The sequence below is a fragment of the Thermobifida fusca NBRC 14071 = JCM 3263 genome (assembly GCF_001592045.1).
Classification (GTDB): domain Bacteria; phylum Actinomycetota; class Actinomycetes; order Streptosporangiales; family Streptosporangiaceae; genus Thermobifida; species Thermobifida fusca.
This window is the reverse complement of record NZ_BCWB01000061.1, coordinates 1-22,943: the sequence shown is the minus strand read 5'-3', so window position 1 is coordinate 22,943 and position 22,943 is coordinate 1. Positions and strand designations below refer to the sequence as shown.

18 protein-coding genes and 1 pseudogene are annotated in these 22,943 nt (G+C 68.1%); all 19 read right to left on the bottom strand.

Annotation, left to right across the window (positions count from 1 at the left end; genetic code table 11):
- Positions 1–544: 544 nt before the first annotated feature.
- Positions 545–1,843: a tyrosine--tRNA ligase gene (tyrS, locus tag TF1_RS14690; RefSeq protein WP_016188948.1), complete on the bottom strand. Its 1,299-nt coding sequence runs from the start codon at positions 1,841–1,843 to the stop codon at positions 545–547.
- Positions 1,844–2,100: 257 nt separating this feature from the next.
- A complete protein-coding gene (locus TF1_RS14685) occupies positions 2,101–2,454 on the bottom strand; it encodes a DUF742 domain-containing protein (protein ID WP_011292467.1) in 354 nt (117 codons plus the stop codon).
- A complete protein-coding gene (locus tag TF1_RS14680) occupies positions 2,451–4,514 on the bottom strand; it encodes a sensor histidine kinase (RefSeq protein ID WP_011292468.1) in 2,064 nt (687 codons plus the stop codon). The genes TF1_RS14685 and TF1_RS14680 overlap by 4 nt, the downstream gene beginning before the upstream one ends.
- 101 nt (positions 4,515–4,615) lie before the next feature.
- The gene (locus tag TF1_RS14675; protein ID WP_011292469.1) at positions 4,616–5,542 is read right to left on the bottom strand and encodes a sirohydrochlorin chelatase; all 927 of its coding nucleotides are present in this window, start codon (positions 5,540–5,542) and stop codon (positions 4,616–4,618) included.
- A gap of 193 nt (positions 5,543–5,735) precedes the next feature.
- A pseudogene (locus TF1_RS14670) lies at positions 5,736–5,939 on the bottom strand (ATP-binding protein); the annotation flags it as partial.
- Positions 5,920–6,306 (bottom strand): DUF742 domain-containing protein, encoded by a 387-nt coding sequence (locus TF1_RS14665; RefSeq protein WP_011292471.1) that lies wholly within the window; start codon positions 6,304–6,306, stop codon positions 5,920–5,922. The pseudogene TF1_RS14670 and the gene TF1_RS14665, both read right to left, overlap by 20 nt.
- Positions 6,303–6,725, bottom strand: coding sequence for a roadblock/LC7 domain-containing protein (locus TF1_RS14660; protein ID WP_011292472.1), 423 nt, complete (start codon positions 6,723–6,725; stop codon positions 6,303–6,305). The genes TF1_RS14665 and TF1_RS14660 overlap by 4 nt, the downstream gene beginning before the upstream one ends.
- 190 nt (positions 6,726–6,915) lie before the next feature.
- Complete coding sequence (locus tag TF1_RS14655; RefSeq protein ID WP_016188953.1) at positions 6,916–9,183, bottom strand: sensor histidine kinase; 2,268 nt, start codon at positions 9,181–9,183, stop codon at positions 6,916–6,918.
- A gap of 186 nt (positions 9,184–9,369) precedes the next feature.
- A complete protein-coding gene (gene argH, locus TF1_RS14650; RefSeq protein WP_061783988.1) occupies positions 9,370–10,800 on the bottom strand; it encodes an argininosuccinate lyase in 1,431 nt (476 codons plus the stop codon).
- Between the two features lie 97 nt (positions 10,801–10,897).
- Positions 10,898–12,097: an argininosuccinate synthase gene (locus TF1_RS14645; RefSeq protein ID WP_011292475.1), complete on the bottom strand. Its 1,200-nt coding sequence runs from the start codon at positions 12,095–12,097 to the stop codon at positions 10,898–10,900.
- Between the two features lie 70 nt (positions 12,098–12,167).
- A complete protein-coding gene (locus tag TF1_RS14640; RefSeq protein ID WP_011292476.1) occupies positions 12,168–12,701 on the bottom strand; it encodes an arginine repressor in 534 nt (177 codons plus the stop codon).
- Complete coding sequence (locus TF1_RS14635; RefSeq protein WP_011292477.1) at positions 12,698–13,909, bottom strand: acetylornithine transaminase; 1,212 nt, start codon at positions 13,907–13,909, stop codon at positions 12,698–12,700. Before TF1_RS14635 ends, TF1_RS14640 begins: the two co-directional genes overlap by 4 nt.
- Positions 13,906–14,814, bottom strand: a complete 909-nt coding sequence (gene argB, locus TF1_RS14630; protein WP_011292478.1) for an acetylglutamate kinase — start codon at positions 14,812–14,814, stop codon at positions 13,906–13,908. Before argB ends, TF1_RS14635 begins: the two co-directional genes overlap by 4 nt.
- On the bottom strand, positions 14,811–15,962 hold the full coding sequence (gene argJ / locus TF1_RS14625; protein ID WP_011292479.1) for a bifunctional glutamate N-acetyltransferase/amino-acid acetyltransferase ArgJ: 1,152 nt from the start codon (positions 15,960–15,962) through the stop codon (positions 14,811–14,813). The genes argB and argJ overlap by 4 nt, the downstream gene beginning before the upstream one ends.
- Positions 15,959–16,987 (bottom strand): N-acetyl-gamma-glutamyl-phosphate reductase, encoded by a 1,029-nt coding sequence (gene argC / locus TF1_RS14620; protein WP_016188954.1) that lies wholly within the window; start codon positions 16,985–16,987, stop codon positions 15,959–15,961. Before argC ends, argJ begins: the two co-directional genes overlap by 4 nt.
- A 121-nt stretch (positions 16,988–17,108) precedes the next feature.
- Entirely contained in the window at positions 17,109–18,551 is a 1,443-nt protein-coding gene (locus tag TF1_RS14615; RefSeq protein ID WP_011292481.1) for an NAD(P)/FAD-dependent oxidoreductase, read from the bottom strand.
- A gap of 172 nt (positions 18,552–18,723) precedes the next feature.
- On the bottom strand, positions 18,724–19,224 hold the full coding sequence (locus TF1_RS14610) for a MarR family winged helix-turn-helix transcriptional regulator (RefSeq protein ID WP_011292482.1): 501 nt from the start codon (positions 19,222–19,224) through the stop codon (positions 18,724–18,726).
- Between the two features lie 265 nt (positions 19,225–19,489).
- On the bottom strand, positions 19,490–21,985 hold the full coding sequence (gene pheT / locus TF1_RS14605; RefSeq protein WP_011292483.1) for a phenylalanine--tRNA ligase subunit beta: 2,496 nt from the start codon (positions 21,983–21,985) through the stop codon (positions 19,490–19,492).
- Positions 21,985–22,943: phenylalanine--tRNA ligase subunit alpha (gene pheS / locus TF1_RS14600; RefSeq protein WP_061783987.1), on the bottom strand; the 959-nt coding region annotated here is incomplete at its 5' end. The genes pheS and pheT, both read right to left, overlap by 1 nt.

The window sequence follows — 22,943 nt, the reverse complement described above, 5'->3', positions numbered from 1 at the left end:
TCATCCTCATCCCAGTCAACAATTCCAACCAGTAATTCACCGGTCGAAAATTGCTGATCGGGAGCTGAGCGTCGAATTCAGACCTTTCATTTGGTCTTTCTTCGAGCTCCTTTTCCAGAGTACCAGCTTCTTCGAGTGCTTCAGACCATCCCTGGTCTGACTGCGCCGGTACCCGTGCCCCTCTGAAGTGAGGGACCTGGAGAGAGGCTACCAGTCGTCGCGGATGCTCTGACCGGAGTCTCTCCCAGCAGCCGTGGTCTTGCAGGCACCTCGAAAGGGAGATGTCTCCCACGGCGGTTTCAGGAGTTTAGTTCGCTGTCCTAGGCATGTCAAACATGCCTGGGCGCCCGGGGGCGCTACCCCGGGATACCGAAGTAGCCTCTGTGAGGCCTCTGCGGCACGTCAGGGAACGTCTGCTGTCCCGCTCGTGCGCTCTATTCAACATCGTAGCGAAAGGTGTTCTTCCCCCACTGGCGAGCCGTAAACATCCGCACAGCAGATTGACGGCCCATCCAGTGGGGGCTACGGCTACTCCACCGAAGCGCTAGCGCAGGATGACTCCCCCGACGTTGCGCTTGCCGCGGCGGAGCACGAGGTAGCGCCCGTGCAGGAGGTCTGCCTCACTCACCCGGGCCTCGATGTCGGTGACCTTGGCGTTGTTCAAGTAAGCGCCGCCCTCCTGGATGGTGCGGCGGGCCGCTGACTTGCTGGGCACCAGACCGGTGGACGCAAAGAGGTCCACCAGCGGGGGAAGCTCCCGGACGGTTCCCGAGAGTTCCACGTGCGGCACCTCCTTCAGCGCAGCCCCCAGAGTGTCGGGGTTCAGGTCGGCGAGAGTGCCGTGGCCGAACAGCGCCTTGCTGGCCTCGATGACGTTGCGGCACTCCTGCTCGCCGTGGACCAAGGTGGTCAGCTCTTCAGCGAGAGCCCGCTGCGCTGCCCGTTCGGCAGGGCGTTCAATGGTCTTCTGCTCCAGCTCCTCGATCTCCTCGCGGGACCGGAAGCTGAAGATCCGCAGGTAGCGGGGGATGTCCCGGTCGTCGGAGTTGAACCAGAACTGGTAGAAGGCGTACGGGCTGGTGAGTTCGGGGTCCAGCCACACTGCTCCGCTCTCGGTCTTGCCGAACTTGGTGCCGTCGGCCTTGGTGAGCAGAGTAGTGGTCAGTGCGTGCGCCGGACCGTGCGGCTCGTTTCCTTCCATGCGGCGGATGAGGTCCAGGCCGGCGGTGATGTTGCCCCACTGGTCGCTGCCGCCGATCTGGAGCGTGCACCCGTGCCTGCGGTACAGCTCCACATAGTCGTAGGACTGCAGGAGGACGTAGCTGAACTCGGTGTAGCTCATGCCCGCGCCCTCAAGCCGGGTCTTGACGGTCTCCCGGGCCAGCATCTGGTTGATGCTGAAGTGCTTGCCGATGTCCCGCAGCAGCCCGATCGCCGTCAGCTTTCCAAGCCACTCCGCGTTGTCCAGCAGCAGGGCGTCCGTGGGTTTCGGCTCCGCGCCCTCAGGGGTGAACTCGAGGAACGATGACAGCTGCCGCTTCAGGTTCCCCACCCACTGCCGAATAGTCTCCGGCGAGTTGAGGGTGCGCTCCGCGTTGGGCTTGGGGTCGCCGATCATCCCGGTAGCCCCACCGACCAGAGCGATAGGGCGGTGTCCCGCTCGTTGGAAGCGAGCCAGGGTCAGTGCCTGGGTCAGGTGCCCGACGTGCAGGCTTCCCGCTGTGGGATCGAAGCCGCAATAGAGGGTGACCGGGCCATCAGCGAGTGCCTTGCGCAGGTCGTCAAGGTCGGTGGTCTGCGCGATGAGTCCGCGCCACTGCAGGTCGTCGATGATGTCGGTCATGGGGTCTTTCCGTAACGGCTCTTCAGACTTCGATGGCCGGGCCACCTGGGGTTCACCGACCGCTTCCCTACGGTATCGGTTTGTCGCGCGAACCGATGCGACGGCGGTGCTGCCTCCCCGCCGGGGGCAGGTCCGCGCTCTTGACTTCATACGCTAGAGCACTCGGCTACGAAGCCTGTCCGCAGAGGCGTGACCCTCTCCGCCTGCGCGCCATGGCGCTGGTCCCGGCTGGGCGCCGTGCCGGGACCGCAGTCTTTTCAGAGGGCTTGCAGCCCTTCCAGCACCGCCTGGAGCAGCGAGTCGGTCGGGCGCGGATCGGGTGTGGCGCCCACCCGCAGGGCCCCTTCCGCAACCATGTCGCTGACCAGCAGGCGAGCGAGGCTGGGCGGGATATCCAGCGCGGCGGCGATCTCCGCGACGGAGTGCGGGACCGCGCAGAGACGGAGGATTTTTTCCTGTTCCGGAGCGGTCTCGTACCCCTCCTCAGGGGGATGGACCGCGACGACCATGCTGGCCAGGTCCAGGACCAGGGCCGTGTCATCACTGTCCTTCAAGGCCAAGGCGAACGGCCGCAGCAGCCGGCCCGGATCAGAGGTGGAGAGCCCGGTCATGGCGTCGCTCCCGGCTGGACCGGTGAGTCCTCGGCGGTGGAAGAGCCCTCGCTGTCTTCCTCCGCCACGGGAATCCCGGACAGCTCCTTCGGTGGGGAGCAGGCAGCAGCGGATTCGCGAGGCTGGTCGAGGAGGCTGTTCGGGAGCGTGACCCGCGCGAGCACGCCCCCGTAGGGAGACGGCTCCAGGGTGACGGTGATCCCGTGGCGGGCCGCCAAGCGGGCCACCACGAACAGGCCGAGGCGGGGTTCGGCGGACAACGCCATCACGTCGAACTCCGGCGGCTGGGCCAGGGTGGCGTTGAGCCGGGCGTACTGGTCGGGGTCCATCCCGATGCCGCGGTCCACCACCTCCACGGCCACCCCGTCGGGGGTGCTCTTGGTGTCGATATCCACCTGGGCTGGTTCCGGGGAGAAGTTGACGGCGTTCTCCACGAGCTCGGCAAGCAAGTGGGTGACATCGGCCGCCGCATGTCCGTGCACTCTGGTCTGCACCACGGAGCACAGTCGCACGCGGGTGTACTCCTCGATTTCGGAGCTTGCGGCGCGCAGCACGTCGATCAGCGGCATCGGGTCTTTCCACTGCCGGGCAGTTCCTGCCCCGGCGAGGATGAGCAGGTTGTCGGCGTAGCGGCGCCCCTGGGTGACCAAGTGGTCCAGGCGCAGGAGGCGGCGCAGGGCAACCGGGTCGTCTTCAGCGGATTCGATCTCGTCGAGCAGGCACAACTGCCGGTGGATGAGCCTCTGGTTGCGTTGCGCGATGCCGAGGAAAACCCGGTTGGCTCCTTCCCGGATCTCTGCCTGCCGTACGGCCGCGGCTGCCGCGGTGCGCTGCGCGGTGTTGAACGCGTCAGCGACCCTGCCGATCTCGTCCGTGCCGTAGCGCAGTGTGGGCAGCTCAGCGGTGACGTCCACTCGGGCCCCGGTGGACGCACGGGCGACGATCTCGGGGAGACGGCTGTCGGCGACCGCCAACGTCTCCGAGTGGAGGCGGTGCAGCCGTCCGATCAGTCTGCGGGCGAGGCGTAGAGCGTAGACGATGGCGACGCTTCCTGCCAGGAGCACGATGAGGCAGCCCACGACGGTCACGACTACCGCCTGCAGCGCCGCTGCTTTGGCGTTGTCCAGCACGGTTTCGGTCTGGGCGGTCACCAGCCGTTGGAACAGGGGTTCGGTGACGTCCATGACGCGCTGCCATTCGGTGGCGGCTACGGGGATCTCGGTGTTGAACTCGGCGGTTTCGGACGAGTTGACCACCGGGGGTCGGGACAGCACTTGCAGGCTGAGTTCCTGCAAGGTGATCCAGGAGGGGGACTGGTGGAGCGCTTGGTGGGCGGTGCGGGCCGGTGAGCTGAGTTCCGGGCCGATCCGGTCGAGCGTGTCCCGGTAGGAGGCGGTGAGGAAGGTGAAATGCGCGGTCTCGGAGTACCCCATGCCGCCTGCGGCGGACGCTCCGGCCAGCAGGGCGTCGGCTTGGGCGTAGCGGTCTTGGGCGCGCATGAGTTCCAGCGCAATAGCCCCGTCGGTGTGCGGGCCGTCACCGTGCAGCCGGGCGACGATGGCGTCGTTGACGAGAAGGATCGCGGAGAGGACCGAGGTGTACTCCTGGAGGGCGGTCTCCCGGTCGATCTTCCGCTGGTCGACTTTTTCGCGGAGCGCGGGCAGGCCTTTCCACGCCGCAAAAAAGTCGCGGAGGCGGTCGTCGAGTTCGGTGTCGGCGGAACCGAGTAGACGCGAAGCCTGCCGGCGCTGCCGGGCAAAGATCGTGTCTGTGTGCTCTCGGGCTTCCTGAAGTGCGCCGTGGGTCGCCGCGGAACCGTCGCCGAGAAATTCCTGGGTCGATTTTCGTTCGGCGCGCAGTTCCGCGGCGATCAGGCTCAACGCTCGTATTCCGGCCTCGCCTCGCTGGACTGTGCCTGCCAGGCGGAGCGCACCCGTGGTGCTCGTGGCGGTCAGCAGGGCCCATAACAGCAGGAAGCTGACGCTGGGAATGAGCACCATCCGGATGAGCTGACCGCGAATAGCGCCTTTACCGGCTGGGTTGTGTTCGCACGTGGTCATGGTCTTCCCCCTCAGGGGACGACCGTACCGAAACCCATCGCGTTAAGTGGCCACTTTGTGACAATCAGTTATTACTTTGTGGGGGCCCCAAAGGCGACGGATCAGTTCTCCTTGCGGTGTCGGGCCCCCACTGGCGCTGGCAGGTCCTCCAGGGTGGGCTGCTTTTCCACTCCCAGGGTGTTGAGCAGTTCGGCGTAGCGCAGCGCCACGATCTTGGCGGTGATGGTGTTCGCCCCCAGGGGAGCGCTGACGCGGGCCCCGTGCTTGGCCGCCAGAGCGTTGATCTCGGCAGGGGAGATCTCCTGCCCCATGATGCTGGGCGCGATCACCGGACGACGGCACCCGGCGGCAGCGAGTTGCGCAAACGCTTGCTCAAGATTCGCGGGATCGTCCAGTGCTGCGGGAAGCACGGTGATACCCAAGCGTGCGGCGAGGAGCACCGCGGTGACCCCGGCAGCGTTCAACGCGTCCGGACCGCCGACCGAGCCGACCAGCACTCCGTCGGCCATCGTGTCACTGGGTGCCATCACACTGATCAGCCGCATCCGGTCGGCACGCACGTAGGATGCCTCAGCCAGCCGCAGGTGGAGAGCTTCGGCGAGCATGGGGTGCGGTCCCAGCGGGTCGGTGACCCGCACCTGCAGACCGGTGGCCTGGATCGCCTGGGTGATGGCGTTCAACGTGGGCTGGTGCGGTCCTGCCACCAAAGGAACGATGACGGCGTCACACGGGTCAGAGTCCCGCTGCTCCTCGTCGCGCTGCACCGCGATGTCCTTGAGGAGCGCGACAATGCGGTCCGCTTCTCCCTGGGTGTAGGCGAAGTGCAGGGTTGGCTCGGGCCGGTAGGGACGGACGAAATCCACCATCTCGGTAGCGAAACCGCTCCTGTCGCCCTCGGGTGTGCCAAAGGCGACGAGGACCAGGGGTGGCGTGCCCACCCACTTGTCGAAGGACAACGGGTCGCGATGCCGCCCCGAACGCCGCCGTCTTGAGGTGATACGGGGAGGAAGCCGGTCAGAATTGTGCATACCGTCTGAACTCACGCGAGTGATAGTAACGATTGGAGGTACTGGGCCTATCACGGTCGATTCTCAGCCGTGAAGATCGCACCGTGATAACGGATCATCCCATGGTTGCGGTACTTTGCGTGGCAGTCTCGCGGACCTGGGCTGACTCGCGGCGTCGCATGATGTGCTGCACCAGGGTGATGAGCATGTGGGCGGTGGTCGTCTTGTTCTCCACGCCGGACAGGTCGTCCACCCCCAGACTGGCCTCGGTCATCACCTCCTCGGTGCTCAGCGGGGTGATCTCACTAATCGAGCCGACCATCGTGGTCTTCCCCGCGCCGAACCCGCCCGCGATGAGAACCTTGAGCGCCGCGGGGAGCACGGGAGCGTCTGCGGAGCTAGAGTCTGCGAATGCCATCGAGCACCGCCTGCAGCAGAGTCATTTCAGAGGTAGCAGCCCGAGGAGGCATGGGTGCTCGAGCCAGCACGAAGCCTTGGGTGACGAGATCACCGAGCAGCACTTTGACCACGGTGATCGGCAGGTCTACCCGGGCAGCGATCTCAGCTACCGACACGGGGGAACGGCACAGCCGCAGAATCGCGCGGTGTTCCGGCAGCAGATGGGTGATGCCCGTTTCCCTCCGGGAGGCGACAACCGTACTGATCATGTCCAGTTGGCTCTCCGCGGGACGGGTGCGGCCCCCGGTGACCGCATAGGGGCGGACGAGAGGCCCTGCGTCTTCCTCCCAGTGCGGGCCTCTACCAGTGCCGTGGTGGTCTGTCATGACCCGGTTGATACCCGGCCGGCGGCTTCGGGATGGCGCGGGGCACTGGTGAGGAACTGTCCGACTCGCTTGATGCGGCTGTTCATTTCGTAGGCGATCATCCCCACGTCGGCGTCCTCAGCCGCGAGCACTGCCATGCACGCGCCCTCGCCCGCGGCAGTGACGAACAGGTAGGCGTGCTCCATCTCCACGACTGTCTGCAGCACTCGGCCGCCCTTGAACTGCCGACTGGTGCCGCGTGCCAGGCTCTGGAATGCTGAGGCAACCGCGGAGAGATGCTCCCCTTCTTCGTCGGTGAGGCCACGGGACCTGCCGATGAGCAGACCGTCAGCGGACAGCACGATGGCGTGGTCCGCGCCGACGACCCGGTCGACCAGGTCGTCGAGGAGCCAGTTGAGATTTTCCGAGGCGTTGCTCATCTGCTTCCCATTCCTTCGTGTGTTCCTGCGGTTTCGTTCGGTCGTCCACTCTCCGGGCAGCCCATCCCAGCCCACTGTGCGCGGACGATTGGCCACAGTACCGAGCAGGCCCCGCGTGGTTCCGGAGTGGACCGCGAGGCCGAACGCGGGCCGACGAAGGCTTCGCACACGTGCCGCCGCATAGGAGCACCTACTCAGTCACGGACTCAGGGGACCGTGTCGCTCTACTCTCCCGCCCTTTGCGGGTGCCGCGGTGGAAGGCTTCCATCATGCGGCGCGCCTCCTCTGACGACCGGCGGGGGGTTGCCGCGGGCTGGGTAGCGGAAGGGTCCGGTGCTCCAGCGTCCCGCAAGGGGGCGGCGAGATGAGTCTGCCGTTGACGCTTCGGCAGCGGGGGCCGAGGGTCGTTCGGGTCACGGGACACGGTTCCCGCCGGGGAGGCCGGTTCGGGCACTGGGGGAGCGGCAGGCACGGCAGGAGGAGCGGGCGGCGCGGTCCGGGAGGCAGACGACCGGTTGTCGCGCTCCGCCTCGTACGGTCCCAGATCGAGGTCGTCGGGGGGTGTCTCCACGACCAAGGTGTCCGGAATCAGCACAATCGCCTGGGTCCCGCCGTCGGGGCCGGAGCGGAGCCGCACCTGGATGTTGTGCCGGGCGGCGAGCCGGGCCACCACGAACAAGCCGAGCCGGACGTTCTCGCCCAGGGCCACCACGTCGAATTCAGGCGGGTGAGCCAAGAGGTTGTTGGCCTCGGCCAGGCTCTCCTCGCTCATGCCCAGGCCCTGGTCTCTGACTTCGACGGCGACCCCTTTCGATACCCGCTCGCTGTACACCTCAACGCGGGTGTGCGGCGGCGAGTAGCGGGCAGCGTTCTCCACAAGTTCCGCGAAGAGGTGGATCACGTCGGCGACTCCTTGGCCGAGGAGCGCCACGTCCGGGGTGGGCAGCACCGTGATCCGGGCATAGTCCTCGGTCTCGGAGACCGCGCTGCGCAGCACGTCGATGAGGGGAATGGGGGAACGCCACCGTCGGCCTGGCTGGCCCCCGGCCAGGATGATGAGGTTCTCTGCGTTGCGCCGTCCGCGAGTCGCCAGGTGGTCCAGCTGGAAGAGGCGGTCCATGAGGTCCGGGTCCTCTTCTTGGCGTTCAATCTGGTCGATCAAGCGGAGCTGGCGCTGGAGCAGCGACTGGTCGCGGTAGGCGAGGGCCAAGAACACCCGGTTGGCGCCGGAGCGGATCTCGACTTGGCGCGCGGCAGCGGCCACTGCCGTGCGCTGGGCGGTGTTGAATGCGTCGGCGACCTGGCCGATCTCGTCGTTGCCGTAGTCGAGGCGGCGCGGCTGGGTCTGCAGGTCCACCTCTTCGCCTTGTTCGAGGCGGCGGACGATGTCCGGCAGTTCGTTTCGGGCCAGGTCCAGGGTGTCCTGGCGGAGCTGGGACAGCCGTCCAGTGAGCCGGGTCGCAGTCTTGGAGGCGATGCCGTAGGCGAGTGCGCCGGCGAACAGCGCCAGAATGGAGCCGCCGATCGCCGTGGAGAACACTTGGGCGCTGGCGTCCTGGGTGGTTTCGATGGTGACCTGGGCTTGGGCTTCGGTCATCGCCACGAGGGTCTCGTTGACCCTGACCGCGTCGGTGTCCCATACGGCCACGGCCGTGGGCAGGGTTTCGGACCATCCGCCGAAGACGGGGTCCTCGGTCGGCCGCCAGTTGGCGATCTGCCCCGCGCTGGCGACCATGCTCTCCCATTCCGTGGACTCGGCGAGAGCGGCGTAGTAGCGGGCCGCGGGTTCGGAGAGCGCCCAGCGGAGTTCGTTGAGCCGCCGCTCCAGCTCGTTGATCAGCCCGGAGAACATGATGCGCTCGGCTTCGGTGAGTTCTCCGGCGACCTGTGCCCCGGCGATCAGCGCATCGGCCTGCGCGAAAGTCTCCTGGGTGCGCATGGTCTGCACGAAGGCGCCGCCCGTGGCCACGGCTTCGCCGTCGCCGAACTTCCGGCTGTGGATCGCGTAGTGGTCGATGCCCGCGGCGATGATGGCGCTGTAGCCGCGGTGGGCTTCGCTCCGGTTGATCCGCCGGGCGGCGATGTCCTTGCGCAGGGTCTCCCGCTGGTTGAGCGCGGAGCGGAAATCGGCTTCGGCAAGGTCGTCCTCGGTGAGGCGGATCTCGGCCAGTGCCTCGTCGGTCCCTGCCTGCTGGGTGCGGAGCAGTCCCAGGACTTCGGGGGACGGATCGGCCAGGTATTGGAGGGCGAGTTCCCGCTCTGCCTGCAGCTCGACGAGCGCGGCATAGAGGCGGGAGCCTTCCTCGCTTTTTGCGGCTGCCGCACGCAGGACCAGGGCCTGGGTGACCGTGGCCACACTGAGTACGACGAAAAGGACAAGGAAAGTGATCGCGGGGATCAGCACAATCTTGTTGAGTTGTGTCTTGATCCCGCGTCTGGTGCCGTCCGGCCCGCTCATGGTGTCCTCCCCGCACCGCGACACGCCAACTACCCATCGTCATGGTGTTCGTACCAGCGGTGCCGTGAAGGGACGCTACCGGAAACGAGGGGCGTGTGTGAGGGTTTTGACCAAACCGGTCCTGCGTCGCGTGCTTCCTCTTTCGACAGTGCAGGGCGGACAGGGGTCCCCGTCCGCCCTGCGCTCTCACGCGTGCGACTGGGTGAAGGCGCGGTGGTCGTCGATCGCCTTCCGCAGTTCGGCGAGCTGTTCCCGGACCCGCTCCGGGGCAGTCCCGCCTCGGGCGGCCCGCGACTCCAGCGACCCTTGGACGGTGAGGACCTCGCGCACCTGCGGGGTCAAGTGCGGGGAGATGGCGGCCAGGTCCGCGTCGCTGAGGTCGGGCAGGTCGATGCCGCGTTCCTCGCAGACCCGCACGCATGCCCCGGCGATCTCGTGCGCCTCGCGGAACGGCACCCGCTGCCGCACCAGCCATTCGGCGATGTCGGTGGCGAGCGAGAACCCCTGCGGGGCTAGTTCCGCCATCCGCTCCCGGTTGACGGTGAGGGTGGCGACCATGCCGGTGAACGCGGGAAGCAGGACTTTGAGGGTGTCGACGGCGTCGAAGACCGGCTCCTTGTCCTCCTGCAGGTCGCGGTTGTAGGCGAGCGGCAGCCCTTTGAGGGTGCTGAGCAGGCCCGCCAGGTCGCCGATAAGCCGCCCTGCCTTGCCCCGGGCGAGTTCGGCGATGTCCGGGTTCTTCTTCTGCGGCATGATCGACGACCCGGTGGAGAACGCGTCGTCCAGGGTGATGAACGAAAACTCCTTGGTGGCCCAGAGGATGATCTCCTCGGAGATCCGGGACAGGTCCACCCCGATCATCGCCGCCACGAAAGCGAACTCGGCCACCACGTCGCGGGCTGCAGTGCCGTCGATGGAGTTGGGCACCGACCGGGAGAAACCCAGTTCCGCGGCGACCGCTTCAGGGTCCAGTCCCAGGGAGGATCCGGCGAGCGCCCCGGAGCCGTACGCCGACATGTCGGCTCTCCGGTCCCAGTCGCGCAGCCGTTCGATATCGCGGATCAGCGGCCAGGCGTGCGCCATCAGGTGGTGGGCCAGCAGCACCGGCTGGGCGTGCTGCAGGTGGGTGCGGCCCGGCATCGGCACGTCGAGGTTGGCTTCAGCCTGGTCTGCCAGTGCTGCGACCAGGTCGAGGAGGAGCGCGGTGATCGCGCGGGCCTCTTCGCGCAGGTACATGCGCACCAGCGTGGCGATCTGGTCGTTGCGGGACCGCCCGGCGCGCAGCCGTCCGCCCAGTTCCGGGCCGACCCGTTCGATGAAGCCCCGTTCGAGCGCGGTGTGCACGTCCTCGTCGTCAGGGCTGGGTGTGAAAGCGCCGGAGGCGACGTCAGCCTCCAACTGGTCCAGCCCGCGCAGCATCTGCGCGAGTTCCGCGTCGTCGAGCAGGCCCGCTGCGTGCAGGACACGGGCGTGGGCGCGGGATCCCGCAATGTCGTAGCGGGCGAGCCGCCAGTCGAAGTGGGTGCTTTGGGAGAGGCGGGCCAGTGCTTCGGACGGGCCGCCGCTGAAACGGCCGCCCCACAGGCGTACGGTCTGGCTGTCGGGCTCGTGGGCCACGATGGGTCCTTTAACAGTCGATGGTTTGGTGGAACACGGGACAGGCGTCCCGCACACCCCGGGGTGTGCGGGACGCCACCTCAGTGCGGGCTCCGGGTCAGGAGAGCCGGCGGTCGCGCATGTTGGCGATCTTGGCGGGCATGCTCCAGATGTCGATGAATCCGCGGGCCAGGCTCTGGTCGTAGGTGTCGCCGCTGTCGTAGGTGGCCAGGTGGTAGTCGTAGAGGGAGGCCTCGCTGCGCCGACCGGTGACCACGGCCCGGCCGCCGTGCAGCACCATCCGGATGTCGCCGGTGACGTGCTTGTTGGCTTCGAGGATGAACTTGTCCAGCGCGTTCTTCAGCGGGGAGAACCACAGGCCGTCGTAGACCAGCTCGCCCCACCGCTGGTCCACCCAGCGCTTGAAGCGGGCCAGCTCGCGTTCGACGGTGACGTTCTCCAGCTCCTGGTGCGCGGTGATGAGGGTGATCGCGCCGGGCGCCTCGTAGACTTCGCGGCTCTTGATGCCCACCAGGCGGTCTTCGACCATGTCGATACGGCCCACGCCCTGGGCGCCGGCGCGCCGGTTCAGCTCCTGGATGATCTCCAGCGGGCTGAGCTCCTTGCCGTCGAGGGCGGTGGGCACCCCGGCGGTGAAGGTGATGACGACCTCGTCGGGCTCCCGCGGCTCGGCCGGGTTCTGGGTGTAGTCGTAGATGTCCTCGATGGGGCCGTTCCAGATGTCCTCCAGGAAGCCGGTCTCCACGGCGCGGCCGAACAGGTTCTGGTCGATGGAGTACGGCGACTTCTTGGTGACGTCGATCGGCAGACCCTTCTCTTCAGCGAACGCGATCGCCTTGTCGCGGGTCATGCCCGAGTCCCGGACCGGGGCGAGGACCTTCAGCTCGGGGAAGAGCGCTGCCAGGCCCGCTTCGAAACGCACCTGGTCGTTGCCTTTACCGGTGCAGCCGTGCGCGACCATGGTGGCCCCGTGGTAGCGCGCAGCCTCGGCCAGGTGCTTGACGATCAGCGGCCGCGACAGCGCGGAGACCAGCGGGTAGCGGTCCATGTAGAGCGCGTTGGCTTGGATGGCCGGCACACAGTAGTCGTTGGCGAACTCCTCCTTGGCGTCGGCGATGACCGCCTCCACCGCGCCGCAAGCCAGGGCCCGCTGGCGGATGACTTCCATGTCCTCTCCGCCTTGGCCGCAGTCGATGGCGACCGCGATGACTTCAGCCCCGGTCTCTTCGGCGATCCAGCCGATAGCCACGGAGGTGTCGAGTCCTCCTGAGTATGCGAGTACGACCCGCTCGGTCATGGATGTCTCTCCTAGTGCAACAGAACGGATGCGGCGGCATCCGGGTCGATGGTCGTGTGACAGGCCTCGGCTAGACGCGCCGGTTGGCGAACCGCAGCAGCGTGGCTGCGAGTTCTTCCCCGCCTTGGGGGTCGCGGGCGACGACCAGGATGGTGTCGTCTCCCGCGATGGTGCCCAGGATGGCGGGGATGTCGCTGTGGTCGATTGCCGAGGCCAGGTACTGGGCTGCCCCCGGCGGTGTGCGGACGACGACGATATTGGCCGAGGCCTCGGCCGAGACCAGCAGGTCTTCGGCTAGTCGGCTCAACCGTGGGTTGGAGACCTGCTCCAACTCAAGTTCGTCGGCGTGGGCCCGGGGAAGGCGTTCCCCGCCCTCCCCGGGGAGTACGTAGACGAGGTTGCCGTCGACGGTGCGGAGTTTGACCGCGCCCAATTCGTCCAGGTCCCGGGAGAGTGTGGCTTGGGTGACCTGGACCCCCTCCTCAGCGAGCAGCCGGGCCAGTTCGTTCTGCGAACGAACAGCGTACTTGGTGAGCAGTTCGGTGATCTTGGCGTGGCGGGCTGCTTTGGTGGGGGGTGCGGACTTCGCGCCGTCGACGGTCATCGTCGCTGGTCCTCCTCAGCGTCGCGGGCGGCGGCGTTCAGGATGTCCGGGAGTGCCCGGGTGAACTCGAGGATTTCGGCCCTGGTGATGATGAGCGGCGGGGCCAGGCGGACCACCTCGGGTGTGACAGCGTTGACGAGGAACCCGGCTTCGGCCGCGCGGGTTTGGACGTGGGCGGCTGCCGGTGCGGTGAGCTGGATTCCGCGCCACAGGCCGACGCCGCGCACTGCCGCCACCAGGGGGTGGCCGATGCCGGTGATTTCGGCGGCGAGCAGCTCCCCCAGTTCGGTGACCGATTCCAGGAGCCGGTCCTGTTCGATGGTGGTGAGGACGGCGAGGGCTGCCGCGGCTGCCACGGGGTTGCCGCCGAACGTGGACCCGTGGTCGCCTTTGGCGAAGGCGGTGCCGTACCGGCCGAAGCCCACGCAGGCCCCGATCGGCAGTCCACCGCCGAGTCCTTTGGCGAGGGTGAGGACGTCGGGGCGGACCCCTTCGGCCTGGTGTGCGAACCAGTGCCCGGTGCGGCCGATCCCGCTTTGGATCTCGTCGAGGACGAAGGCGGCTCCGGTGGCGTCGCAGATCTCGCGGACCGCGGCCAGGTAGCCTGGCCGGGCCGGGACGACTCCGGCCTCCCCTTGCACGGGCTCGACGAAGACCGCGATGCACTGGTCGGTGACGGCTTCGCGCAGCGCTGCCACGTCGCCGTGGGGGACGAACCGCACGTCCAGGTTGAAGGGGCCGAACGGGTCCCGAATCGCGGGTTTGCCGGTGAGGGCGAGCGAGCCGGAGGTGCGGCCGTGGAAGCCGGCCACGGTGGAGACGTAGTAGGTGCGTTCCGGTCCCGCGGCACGTCGGACGAGTTTCAGCGCTGCCTCGTTGGCTTCCGTGCCGGAGTTGGCGAAGAAGACCCGCGCGGACCCGCCGAGCAGGCTGACGAGTTTCTCCGCGAGTTCGACTTCCCGTTCGTGCAGGAACAGGTTGCTGGTGTGGATGAGGGTGGCGGCCTGCTCGGTGACTGCTGCGACCAGGGCGGGGTGCCCGTATCCCAGGGACGACACCGCGATCCCGGCGATGAGGTCGAGGTAGGTCTTCCCGTCGGCGTCGGTGACCCGGCATCCTTCGCCGCGGACCAGGGCCACGGGCGGGATGCCGTAGTTGGGCATGAGGACCGCTTCGAAGCGTTTCTGCAACTGTTCGGTGGCGCTCATGCGTCACCCCCGGCGGGATCCTTGTCCGGCAGGACCATGGTGCCGACTCCTTCGTCGGTGAAGATCTCGAGCAGCATCGCGTTGGGGATGCGCCCGTCGAGGACGTGCGCTTGGGGGACGCCGCCGCGGACTGCGCGCAGGCAGGCTTCCATCTTGGGCACCATGCCGGACGACAGGGTCGGCAGCATTTCCTCCAGCTCGCTGGCGGTCATGTGGCTGATGAGCTCCGAGTTGACCGGGTAGTCGGCGTAGAGGCCTTCCACGTCGGTGAGCACGATGAGTTTGGCGGCGCCCAAAGCCACGGCCAGTGCCGCGGCCGCGGTGTCGGCGTTGACGTTGTACACGCCGCCTTCGGCGGAGCGGGCGATGCTGGAGATGATGGGGATGCGTCCGTCGTCCAGCAGGCTGCGCACGGCCCCGGGTTGGACGTCCACGACTTCGCCGACGAGTCCGATGTCGACGGGTTCGCCGTCGACCATGGCGTATTTGCGTTCGGCGGTGAACAGGTGGGCGTCTTCACCGGACATGCCGACGGCGAAGGGGCCGTGCTCGTTGATGAGCCCGACGATCTCGCGGTTGACCTGGCCGACGAGGACCATGCGGACGATCTCCATCGTCTCGGGCGTGGTGACCCGCAGCCCGGCGGTGAAGGTGCTTTCCACGCCGAGCCGTTCCAGGTGCGCGTTGATCTGCGGGCCGCCTCCGTGGACGACGACGGGGCGCAGGCCGGCGTACCGCAGGAACACGATGTTCTCAGCGAAGCGCGCCCGCAGGTCCGGGTCGGTCATGGCGTTGCCGCCGTATTTGACGACCACGGTCTTGCCGTGGAGGGCGCTCAGCCAGGGGAGCGCTTCGATGAGGGTCTTCGCCTTGTCCAGGGCTTCCTGGCGGGTTCTGGAGATCATGTGGAGTAGGCCGAGTTCTCGTGTACGTAGTCGACGGTCAGGTCGGTGGTCCACACTGTGGCGGAGGCGGAGCCCGCGGAGAGGTCGACGGTGACGGTGACGTCCCGGGGTTTGAGGTTGACTTTGGCGCGGTCGTCGCCGACCGATCCGCCCCGGCACACCCATACGCCGTTGATGGCGACGTTGATGTTGTCCGGTTCGAAGACGGCGTCGGTAGTGCCTACTGCGGCGAGGACGCGTCCCCAGTTGGGGTCCTCTCCGTAGATCGCGCATTTGAAGAGGGCGTTGCGGGCGATAGCGCGTCCGACGGTGACCGCGTCGTCGGTGCTGGCCGCGCCCACGACTTCAATGGCGATGGCTTTGGTCGCGCCTTCCGCGTCGGCCAGGAGTTGGCGGCACAGGTCCTGGCAGACTTCGGTGAGCAGGCGGGAGAACTCTGCCTCGTCCGGGGTGGTGCCGGAAGCGCCGCTGGCCATGAGCACCACGGTGTCGTTGGTGGAGGTGCAGCCGTCGGTGTCGAGCCGGTCGAAGGTCACTTCGGTGGCGGCGCGCAGTAGGGCGGTGCACTGCTCGGGGGTGAGCACGGCGTCGGTGGTGAGGACCGACAGCATGGTGGCCAGCGACGGGGCGAGCATGCCCGCTCCTTTAGCCATGCCGCCGATGGTGTAGCCGCTGCCGCGGCGGAAGGCGATTTTGGAGACGGTGTCTGTGGTGCGGATAGCGTCGGCCGCGTTGAGGCCGCCGTCGCGCGCCGCCTCCGCCACTGCGGCGTCCACTCCGGCAAGGAGTTTCGGCATGGGCAGGCGTTCCCCGATGAGACCGGTGGAGCAGACCACGATCCGGTCCGCGGAGTCGTTGAGCGCTGCGGCCAGGTGTTCCGCGGTGGTGCGCGCGTCCTGGAAGCCCGCGGCCCCGGTGCAGGCGTTGGCGCCCCCAGAGTTGAGGACGACGGCGCGCACTTGGCCGTCGGCGACGGCCTGCTGGGACCACTGCACCGGTGCAGCCTTGACCCGGTTCTTCGTGAAGACTGCCGCGGCGGAGTGGTGCGGGCCGTCGTTGATGACGACGGCGACGTCGCGCTGGCCGCCGTCTTTGATGCCGGCGGCTACTCCTGCCGCCCGAAAGCCTAAAGGCGCGGTAACACTCACGGTGCCACTCCAGTCATAGGGAGTCCGGTGGTTTCGGGGAGGCCGAGGGCAAGGTTGGCGCTTTGGATCGCACCACCCGCGGTTCCCTTGGTGAGGTTGTCGATGGCTGCGACCGCGACGAGGCGGCCCGCTGCTTCGTCCACGGTGACTTGGACAGCGGCGGTGTTGGCGCCGAGGGTCATCGCGGTGGTGGGCCACTGTCCCTCGGGCAGCAGGTGGACGAAGGGTTCCGCGTCGTAGTGGCGCTGGTAGGCGGCGCGGACTTCGTCGAGGCCGATGGCGGGCTTGAGCGGTGCCGAGCAGGTGGCGAGGATGCCGCGCGGCATCGGCACGAGGACCGGGGTGAAGGACACGCGCACCGGGGTCCCTGCCACCGCGGACAGGTTCTGGACGAATTCGGGGTTGTGCCGGTGTGCTCCCCCGACACCGTAGACGCTCACCGACCCCATGACTTCGCTGGCGATGAGGTGGGGTTTGGCGGCTTTGCCAGCGCCGGAGGTTCCGGAGGCGGCGACCACCACGACCTCCGGTTCGACGAGCTGCTCCGCGAAAGCAGGCATCAGGGCGAGGGTTCCGCAGGTGGGGTAGCAGCCAGGGACCGCGATCCGCCGGGTCTGGGCCAGTGCGGCACGGGCCCCGGGGAGTTCAGGCAAACCGTAGGGCCAGGTGCCGGCGTGGTCAGAGCCGTAGAACTTCTGCCAGGCCGCGGCATCGGCCAGCCGGAAGTCGGCGCCGCAGTCGACGATGAGGGTGTCGGCGTCGAGCTGGGCTGCTAGCGCAGCGGAGTGGCCGTGGGGCAGGGCGAGGAAGACGATGTCGTGGCCGGCAAGGGTCTCGGGGGTGGTTTCGGTGAGGATCCGGTCAGCGAGCGGGGTCAGGTGAGGGTGGTGCTCGCCGAGCCGGGTCCCGGCGTTGCCGCCCGCGGTGAGTGCCCCGATCTCAATGTCGGGGTGGGCGAGCAGGAGGCGCAGCAGTTCCCCTCCTACGTACCCGCTGGCGCCGGCGACCGCCGCCGTATAGCCCATACCTCTCTCCCTCTGAGCAGGGTGCGACGTGCACCATCATGCACTCGACTGAAAAATTATGCAACCTAGTGTATAGGCTTGGCTCGGTGGTTGGGCGGGTGCCCCGCCCAACCACCGGAGGTCAGCGTCCGGCGAGCTTGGTGGCCAGCTCGGCCAGCGTGGACGTCTCAAGCGTGCGGGATGCCTCACGGCGGTCAGCGCCGCGGTAGAGGCCGTAGACGAGGTGGGTGCCGATCCAGCGCAGCGGCTCCGGCTCCCAGTCGCGTGCCCGGTGGCCCACCCACGGCAGCCGCGTCAGGTCCGTGTTCCGCTCCAGGACGAGATCGCGCAGCGTGCGCCCCGCCAGGTTGGAGGTGGCAACCCCGCTGCCGACGTATCCCCCGGCCCAGCCCAGTCCGCTGGTGCGGTCCAGGTACACGCTGGGGCACCAGTCCCGCGGCACGCCCAAGACCCCGGACCAAGCGTGGACCACCGGGGCCTCGCTCGCCGCCGGGAACAGTCGAGCCAGCGCCCGCCACAGTTCCGCGATCGCCTGCGGCTGGGTCGCGCCGTTGGTGTCGTGGCCGGACCCGAACCGGTAGGGGACCCCGCGCCCCCCGATCGCGATACGGCCGTCCGCGGTGCGCTGCGCGTAGATGTAGGCGTGGGCGGCGTCCCCGAGCACTTCGTGCCCCTCCCAGCCGATGCGCTTCCACACCTCCGGGCTGAGCGGCTCGGTCACGATCATCGAGGAGTTCATGGGCAGCCACTGGCGCCGGTAGCCGGCAATCTCCGCGGTGAACCCCTCCGTGGCGCGGATGACATAGTCGGCCCGTACCGTGCCCTGTTCGGCGACCGCGGCTGGCCGCTGCGCGTCCTTGCGCGGCCGCAGTTCCGTGACGGCGGTGCCTTCGAAGATGTCCACGCCGAGGTTCTCCACCACGGCGGCCAGGCCGCGGACCAGCTTGGCGGGGTGGATGCGCGCGGCGTGCGGGCTGAACGCTTCCGCCACTGCCCCGTCGACCCGCAGCATCGGCTCGTAGTCGGGCTCCAAGAGGTAGTAGTCCTCCGGCCAGTAGCCCCACTCCTGCAGGTAGGCGATCTCCTGGAGCAGGCGGGCCTTCTGTGCGTGGTTGGTGGCGACGATGCGCATGCCGCCCTTGACGATGTCGGCGTCGATGCCTTCGTCCTTGGCGACCGTGATGACTTCGTCGACCGTAGCCATCATGGCGCGCTGCAGGGCGATCACCGCCCCTTTGCCGTGCTCTTTGGCGTAGCGCTCCCGGGAGCCAGCGAACTCCGCGGACAGCCAGCCGCCGTTCCGCCCGGAGGCGCCGAAGCCCGCGAATTCCCGCTCGAGGATCGCGATGCGCAGGTCGGGCTGCTCTTTCTTGAGGTAGTAGGCGGTCCACAGCCCGGTGTATCCGGCACCGACGATGCAGACGTCGTAGTCGGCGTCACCGGGCAGGGCGGCACGCCGTTTCGGAAGCCCCAGTTCGCGGTACCAGAAGGACACCGCACCGTTGCGGAACTCCTTCGAACGGGGGATGGCACGCATCTCGGCTGCGCTGGCGATCAGTCTCATGGGTATGTCTGCCTTCCCGAACGCTCCCGCATGACGCCTGCCCCGTCCCCGGCGTCGGTTGTCGTGTCACCTCCGCCCCGGGTCCCAGGGGGGCGGTTGTCCCGAAGAAGGGGAATTGTAGCCAAAGGTCAGCTCTTGCCCCCGGGCCGCTCCCGGGCAGCCCACAGCAGTCTCAGCCCTTCCCCAGCTCCTCGCGGGCGTGACGCGAGTTGTCCCGCAGTTTGCGCGCCTGTTCGGCTAGGGCGCGCACGCCGCGCTCCCCGAGGGGGGCCAGCACATACTCGCGAAGGAGGGCAACGTGCTTGGTCCTGGCCTGTTCCGCGAGGTCCAGCCCTTTTTTGGTGAGCGTGGCATAGGTGACGCGGCGGTCCAGAGCGCAGGCCTGGCGGACCAGGTACCCGTTGCGTTCAAGCCGGTCGGCAAGTTTGGTGAACCCGCCGCTGCTCAGGGAGACTTCCCGGGCGAGCTGGCTCATGGGAAGGCGGTGGTGCGGGGAGCGCTGCAACCGGAGCAGCACTTCGAACCAGGGGCCGGACATGTCTTTCCCGCACGGGGCGATTCCTTGGAGGAGCAGCGGGGTGGTCTCCGAGAGCGCTTCGTGGAACAGCCCCCAACAGGTGATCAGGTCTTCGTCGGTGATCTGCTCGGTGTCGGTGCCAGCTTTCGTCCCCATGCGCATCCCCTCACGGCCGTCCCGGGCGGCTCATTTCATCCTACGCCACAAATATCTTCTTAGATAACTAATGGTGATAGGTGATCTTTTCCCCATTGTCCTGGGATGACGGCGGCCGCGGCGGCACTCGCGGGCAGGCCGCCGCCCCGGGTTTCCCAGACGGCGAGCCACGCCCTGCGGCTGACGCACGATGCTCCACACGAGTGGGGGTCGCCCGGTCGGGCGATCCCCCACACCTCCTCGCCACCTCACGGCTTGGAACCGGTCAGCCGCGCAGCACTGCCCCGGTACGTTCCGCGGCCGCTGCCACGGCAGCATCCTTGATCCGGTTGGTCTCCTCCACGGTCAAAGTGCGGTCGTGGGCCCGCAACCGCAACGCATACGCGAGCGACTTGCGGCCCTCACCGACCTGATCCCCGGTGTAGACGTCGAACAGCCGGACGCTTTCCAGCAGTTCACCTGCGCCTTCCCGCAGTGCCGCCTCCACCTCGGCCGCGGGCACGGACGCGTCCACCACAAGGGCGACGTCCTGGGTTGCCACCGGGTAGGTGGAGATCTGCGGCGCGGTGGCGGCTGCCGCCGCTGCCTCGATCCGGTCCCAGTCGATCTCCAGCGCCGAGGTCCGCGAAGGCAGGCCGTAGGCCTTGATCACCCGCGGGTGCAGCTCTCCGGCGTGCCCCACGAGCACCTCGCGGTCGCCGTCGGCCACGTACAGCGCAGCGCAGCGTCCCGGATGCCAGGGGGCGTACTGGGCGGCGCGGACGATGAGCTCCACCCCGGCCACGCTTGCCGCTTCCTTCGCGGTGTGGATGGCATCGGCCCACGTGGCAGGCTCACCACCGCCCCACCAGCCGGAGCGCAGCCGCTGTCCCGCCAGCACCGCACCGATGTGGCGCGGCTGCTCCGGCAGCGCGGCCTCCAGGGTGGCGCGCTCCTCAGCGGTGGGCGCCCGGTCAACCGGCAGGATCGGAGCCTTGGCGGGCGCGTCCGGCTTGGGGTGGTAGACCAGCCCCATTTCGAACAGCGCAATGTCGGTGAAGCCGCGCCCCACGTTGCGCACCAGGGCCTTGAAAAGGCCGGGCAGCAGGGTGGTGCGCAGCAGCGGCTCGTCGTCGTTGAGCGGATTGGCGAGTCGCACCGCGGTCCGCCGCGCGTCATCCTCGTCCAGACGCAGCCGGTCGAAGTCGCGCACCCCCACGAAGGGATAGTTCAGAACCTCGAAGAATCCCCGGTCGGCGAGCGTCCGTCCCACGGCACGCCGCAGCCGCTGCCCGCGGGTCAGTCCGCGCCCCGGAGGAGCCTGCGGCAGGAGGGCCGGGATGTTCTCGTAGCCCTCGTTGCGGATGACCTCTTCGGCCAGGTCGTTCGGGTCGGTGAGGTCGGGACGCCAGCTCGGCGGCGTGACCTTGAGCGTGTCGCCTTCCTGGACAACCTCGCAGCCGACCTGGCGGAGCCGGGCGATCTCGGTCTCCACGGGGTAGTCCACGCCCGCGACCCGGCCTGCGTGCCCCGCCCGGACCACGATGGGTTCCCGGGGAACCGTGTGGTCGATGTGGGTGATCCCGTCCTCGATCGTCGCCCCGCCGAGTTCCGCGAGCAGCTCCACTGCGCGGGTCGCCGCGGCGAGCTGGATGTCGGTGTCCACCCCACGCTCGAAACGGCGGGACGACTCCGACGACAACTGGTGGCGGCGGGAAGTGCGGGCGATATGCGCGGCGTCGAAGTGCGCCGCCTCAATGAGGATGTCCGTGGACGTCTCCCGGATCTCGGTGCTGAGACCGCCCATGACACCCGCGATGTTGATCGGCCCCGACTCGTCAGTGATGAGGATGTCGTCGGGGTCCAGGGCGCGCACCACGTGGTCGAGGGTCTCCAGCTTCTCGCCGGGCCGGGCGAGGCGGACCTCGATCGGACCGCGCAGGGTGGAGCGGTCCCAGGCGTGCAACGGCTGCCCCAACTCCAGCATCACATAGTTGGTGATGTCCACGGCCAGCGAGATGGAACGCACCCCGCACAGGTGGAGTCGGCGGCGCATCCACAGCGGTGTGGGCGCGGCCGGGTCGAATCCGGTGACACCGCGCAGCACGTAGCGGGAGCAGATCGCCGGGTCGGCGACACTCGCGGGATAGCCGCCCTCGGCAGCGGACGGCAGCGGGCGGACCGCCGGGTCAGTGAACTCCACACCGTAGGCAGCGGCCACTTCCCGGGCGATACCGCGCAAGGACAGCGCATAGCCCCGGTCCGGGGTGACCGCGATGTCCAGCACCGACTCACGCAACCCCAGCAGGTCGTCGGCCTTCGTGCCGGGCTCGGCGAACCCTTCAGGCAGCACGATGATGCCCTCGTGGTCCTCCCACAGGCCCAGTTCGCTCGCCGAGCAGATCATGCCCTCCGACATGCGGCCGTAGGTTTTCCGGGCCGAGATCGCGAAACCGCCGGGCAGGACCGCGCCGGGCAGCGACACCACGACCAGGTCGCCTTCGGCGAAGTTGCGGGCACCGCAGATGATGCCCTGCGGTTCCCCCGTACCGTTGGCGTCGCCCACGTCCACGGTGCAGAACCGGATGGGCTTTTTGAACCCGGTGAGCTCTTCGATGGTCAGCACCCGGCCCACCACGATGGGGCCGCTGATGTCAGCGCCGACCTCCTCGACAGTCTCGACTTCCAGGCCCAGGCTGATCAGTTTGTCGGCCAGCTCGCGCGCGGTGGCCTCGGCAGGCAGTGCGACGTATTCGCGCAGCCAGGAAACGGGAACCCGCATCACATCTCCATCCCGAAGGCCGCGGTGAACCGGACGTCACCTTCGACCATGTCGTGCATGTCCTTAACCCCGTGGGCGAACATCAGCGTCCGCTCAATGCCCAGGCCGAAAGCCCAGCCGCTGTACCGCTCGGTGTCCACTCCAGCGGCGACCAGCACCCGCGGGTTGACCACGCCGCAGCCGCCGATTTCGATCCACCCTTCCGAGGAGCAGGTCCGGCAGGGGGCCTCGGGGTTGCCCACGGAGGCACCCCGGCACACGAAGCACTCCATGTCCACTTCGGCGGAAGGCTCGGTGAACGGGAAGTACGACGGGCGCATGCGGGTGCGCAGCCCTTCGCCGAACATCCGCTCCACGAACAACTGGATGGCGCCGCGCAGGTGCGCCAGCGTGATCCCCTCGTCCACCACGAGTCCTTCCAACTGGTGGAAGACCGGGCTGTGGGTGGCGTCGAGTTCGTCGGTGCGGAAAGTGCGGCCGGGGACGACCACGTAGACGGGCAGCTCGCGGTCCAGCAGTGCGCGCACCTGCACGGGCGACGTGTGCGTACGCAGCACCATGCCGGACTCTTCACCGTCCGGGCCGGCGATGAAGAAAGTGTCCTGCATCGTCCGGGCCGGATGGTCGGGCAGGAAGTTGAGGGCGTCGAAGTTGTACCACTCGGCTTCGACCTCCGGCCCCTCAGCGATCTCGAAGCCCATGCCGACGAAGATGTCCGCCATCCGCTCGGCGATCGTGGTCAGCGGGTGCCGGGCCCCGCGGGGAATCCGGTCGTAGGGCAGGGTGACGTCAACCGTCTCCTCGACGAGGACACGCGCCTCGTGCTCCTCTTCCAACTGCGCCTGGCGCGCTTTGAGCGCCTCGTTGACCTCGCGCCGGGCACCGCCCACCCGCCGGCCCGCATCAGCCCGCGCCGCGGGCGGCAGGGCGCCGATCTCCCGGTTCGCTAAGGACAGCG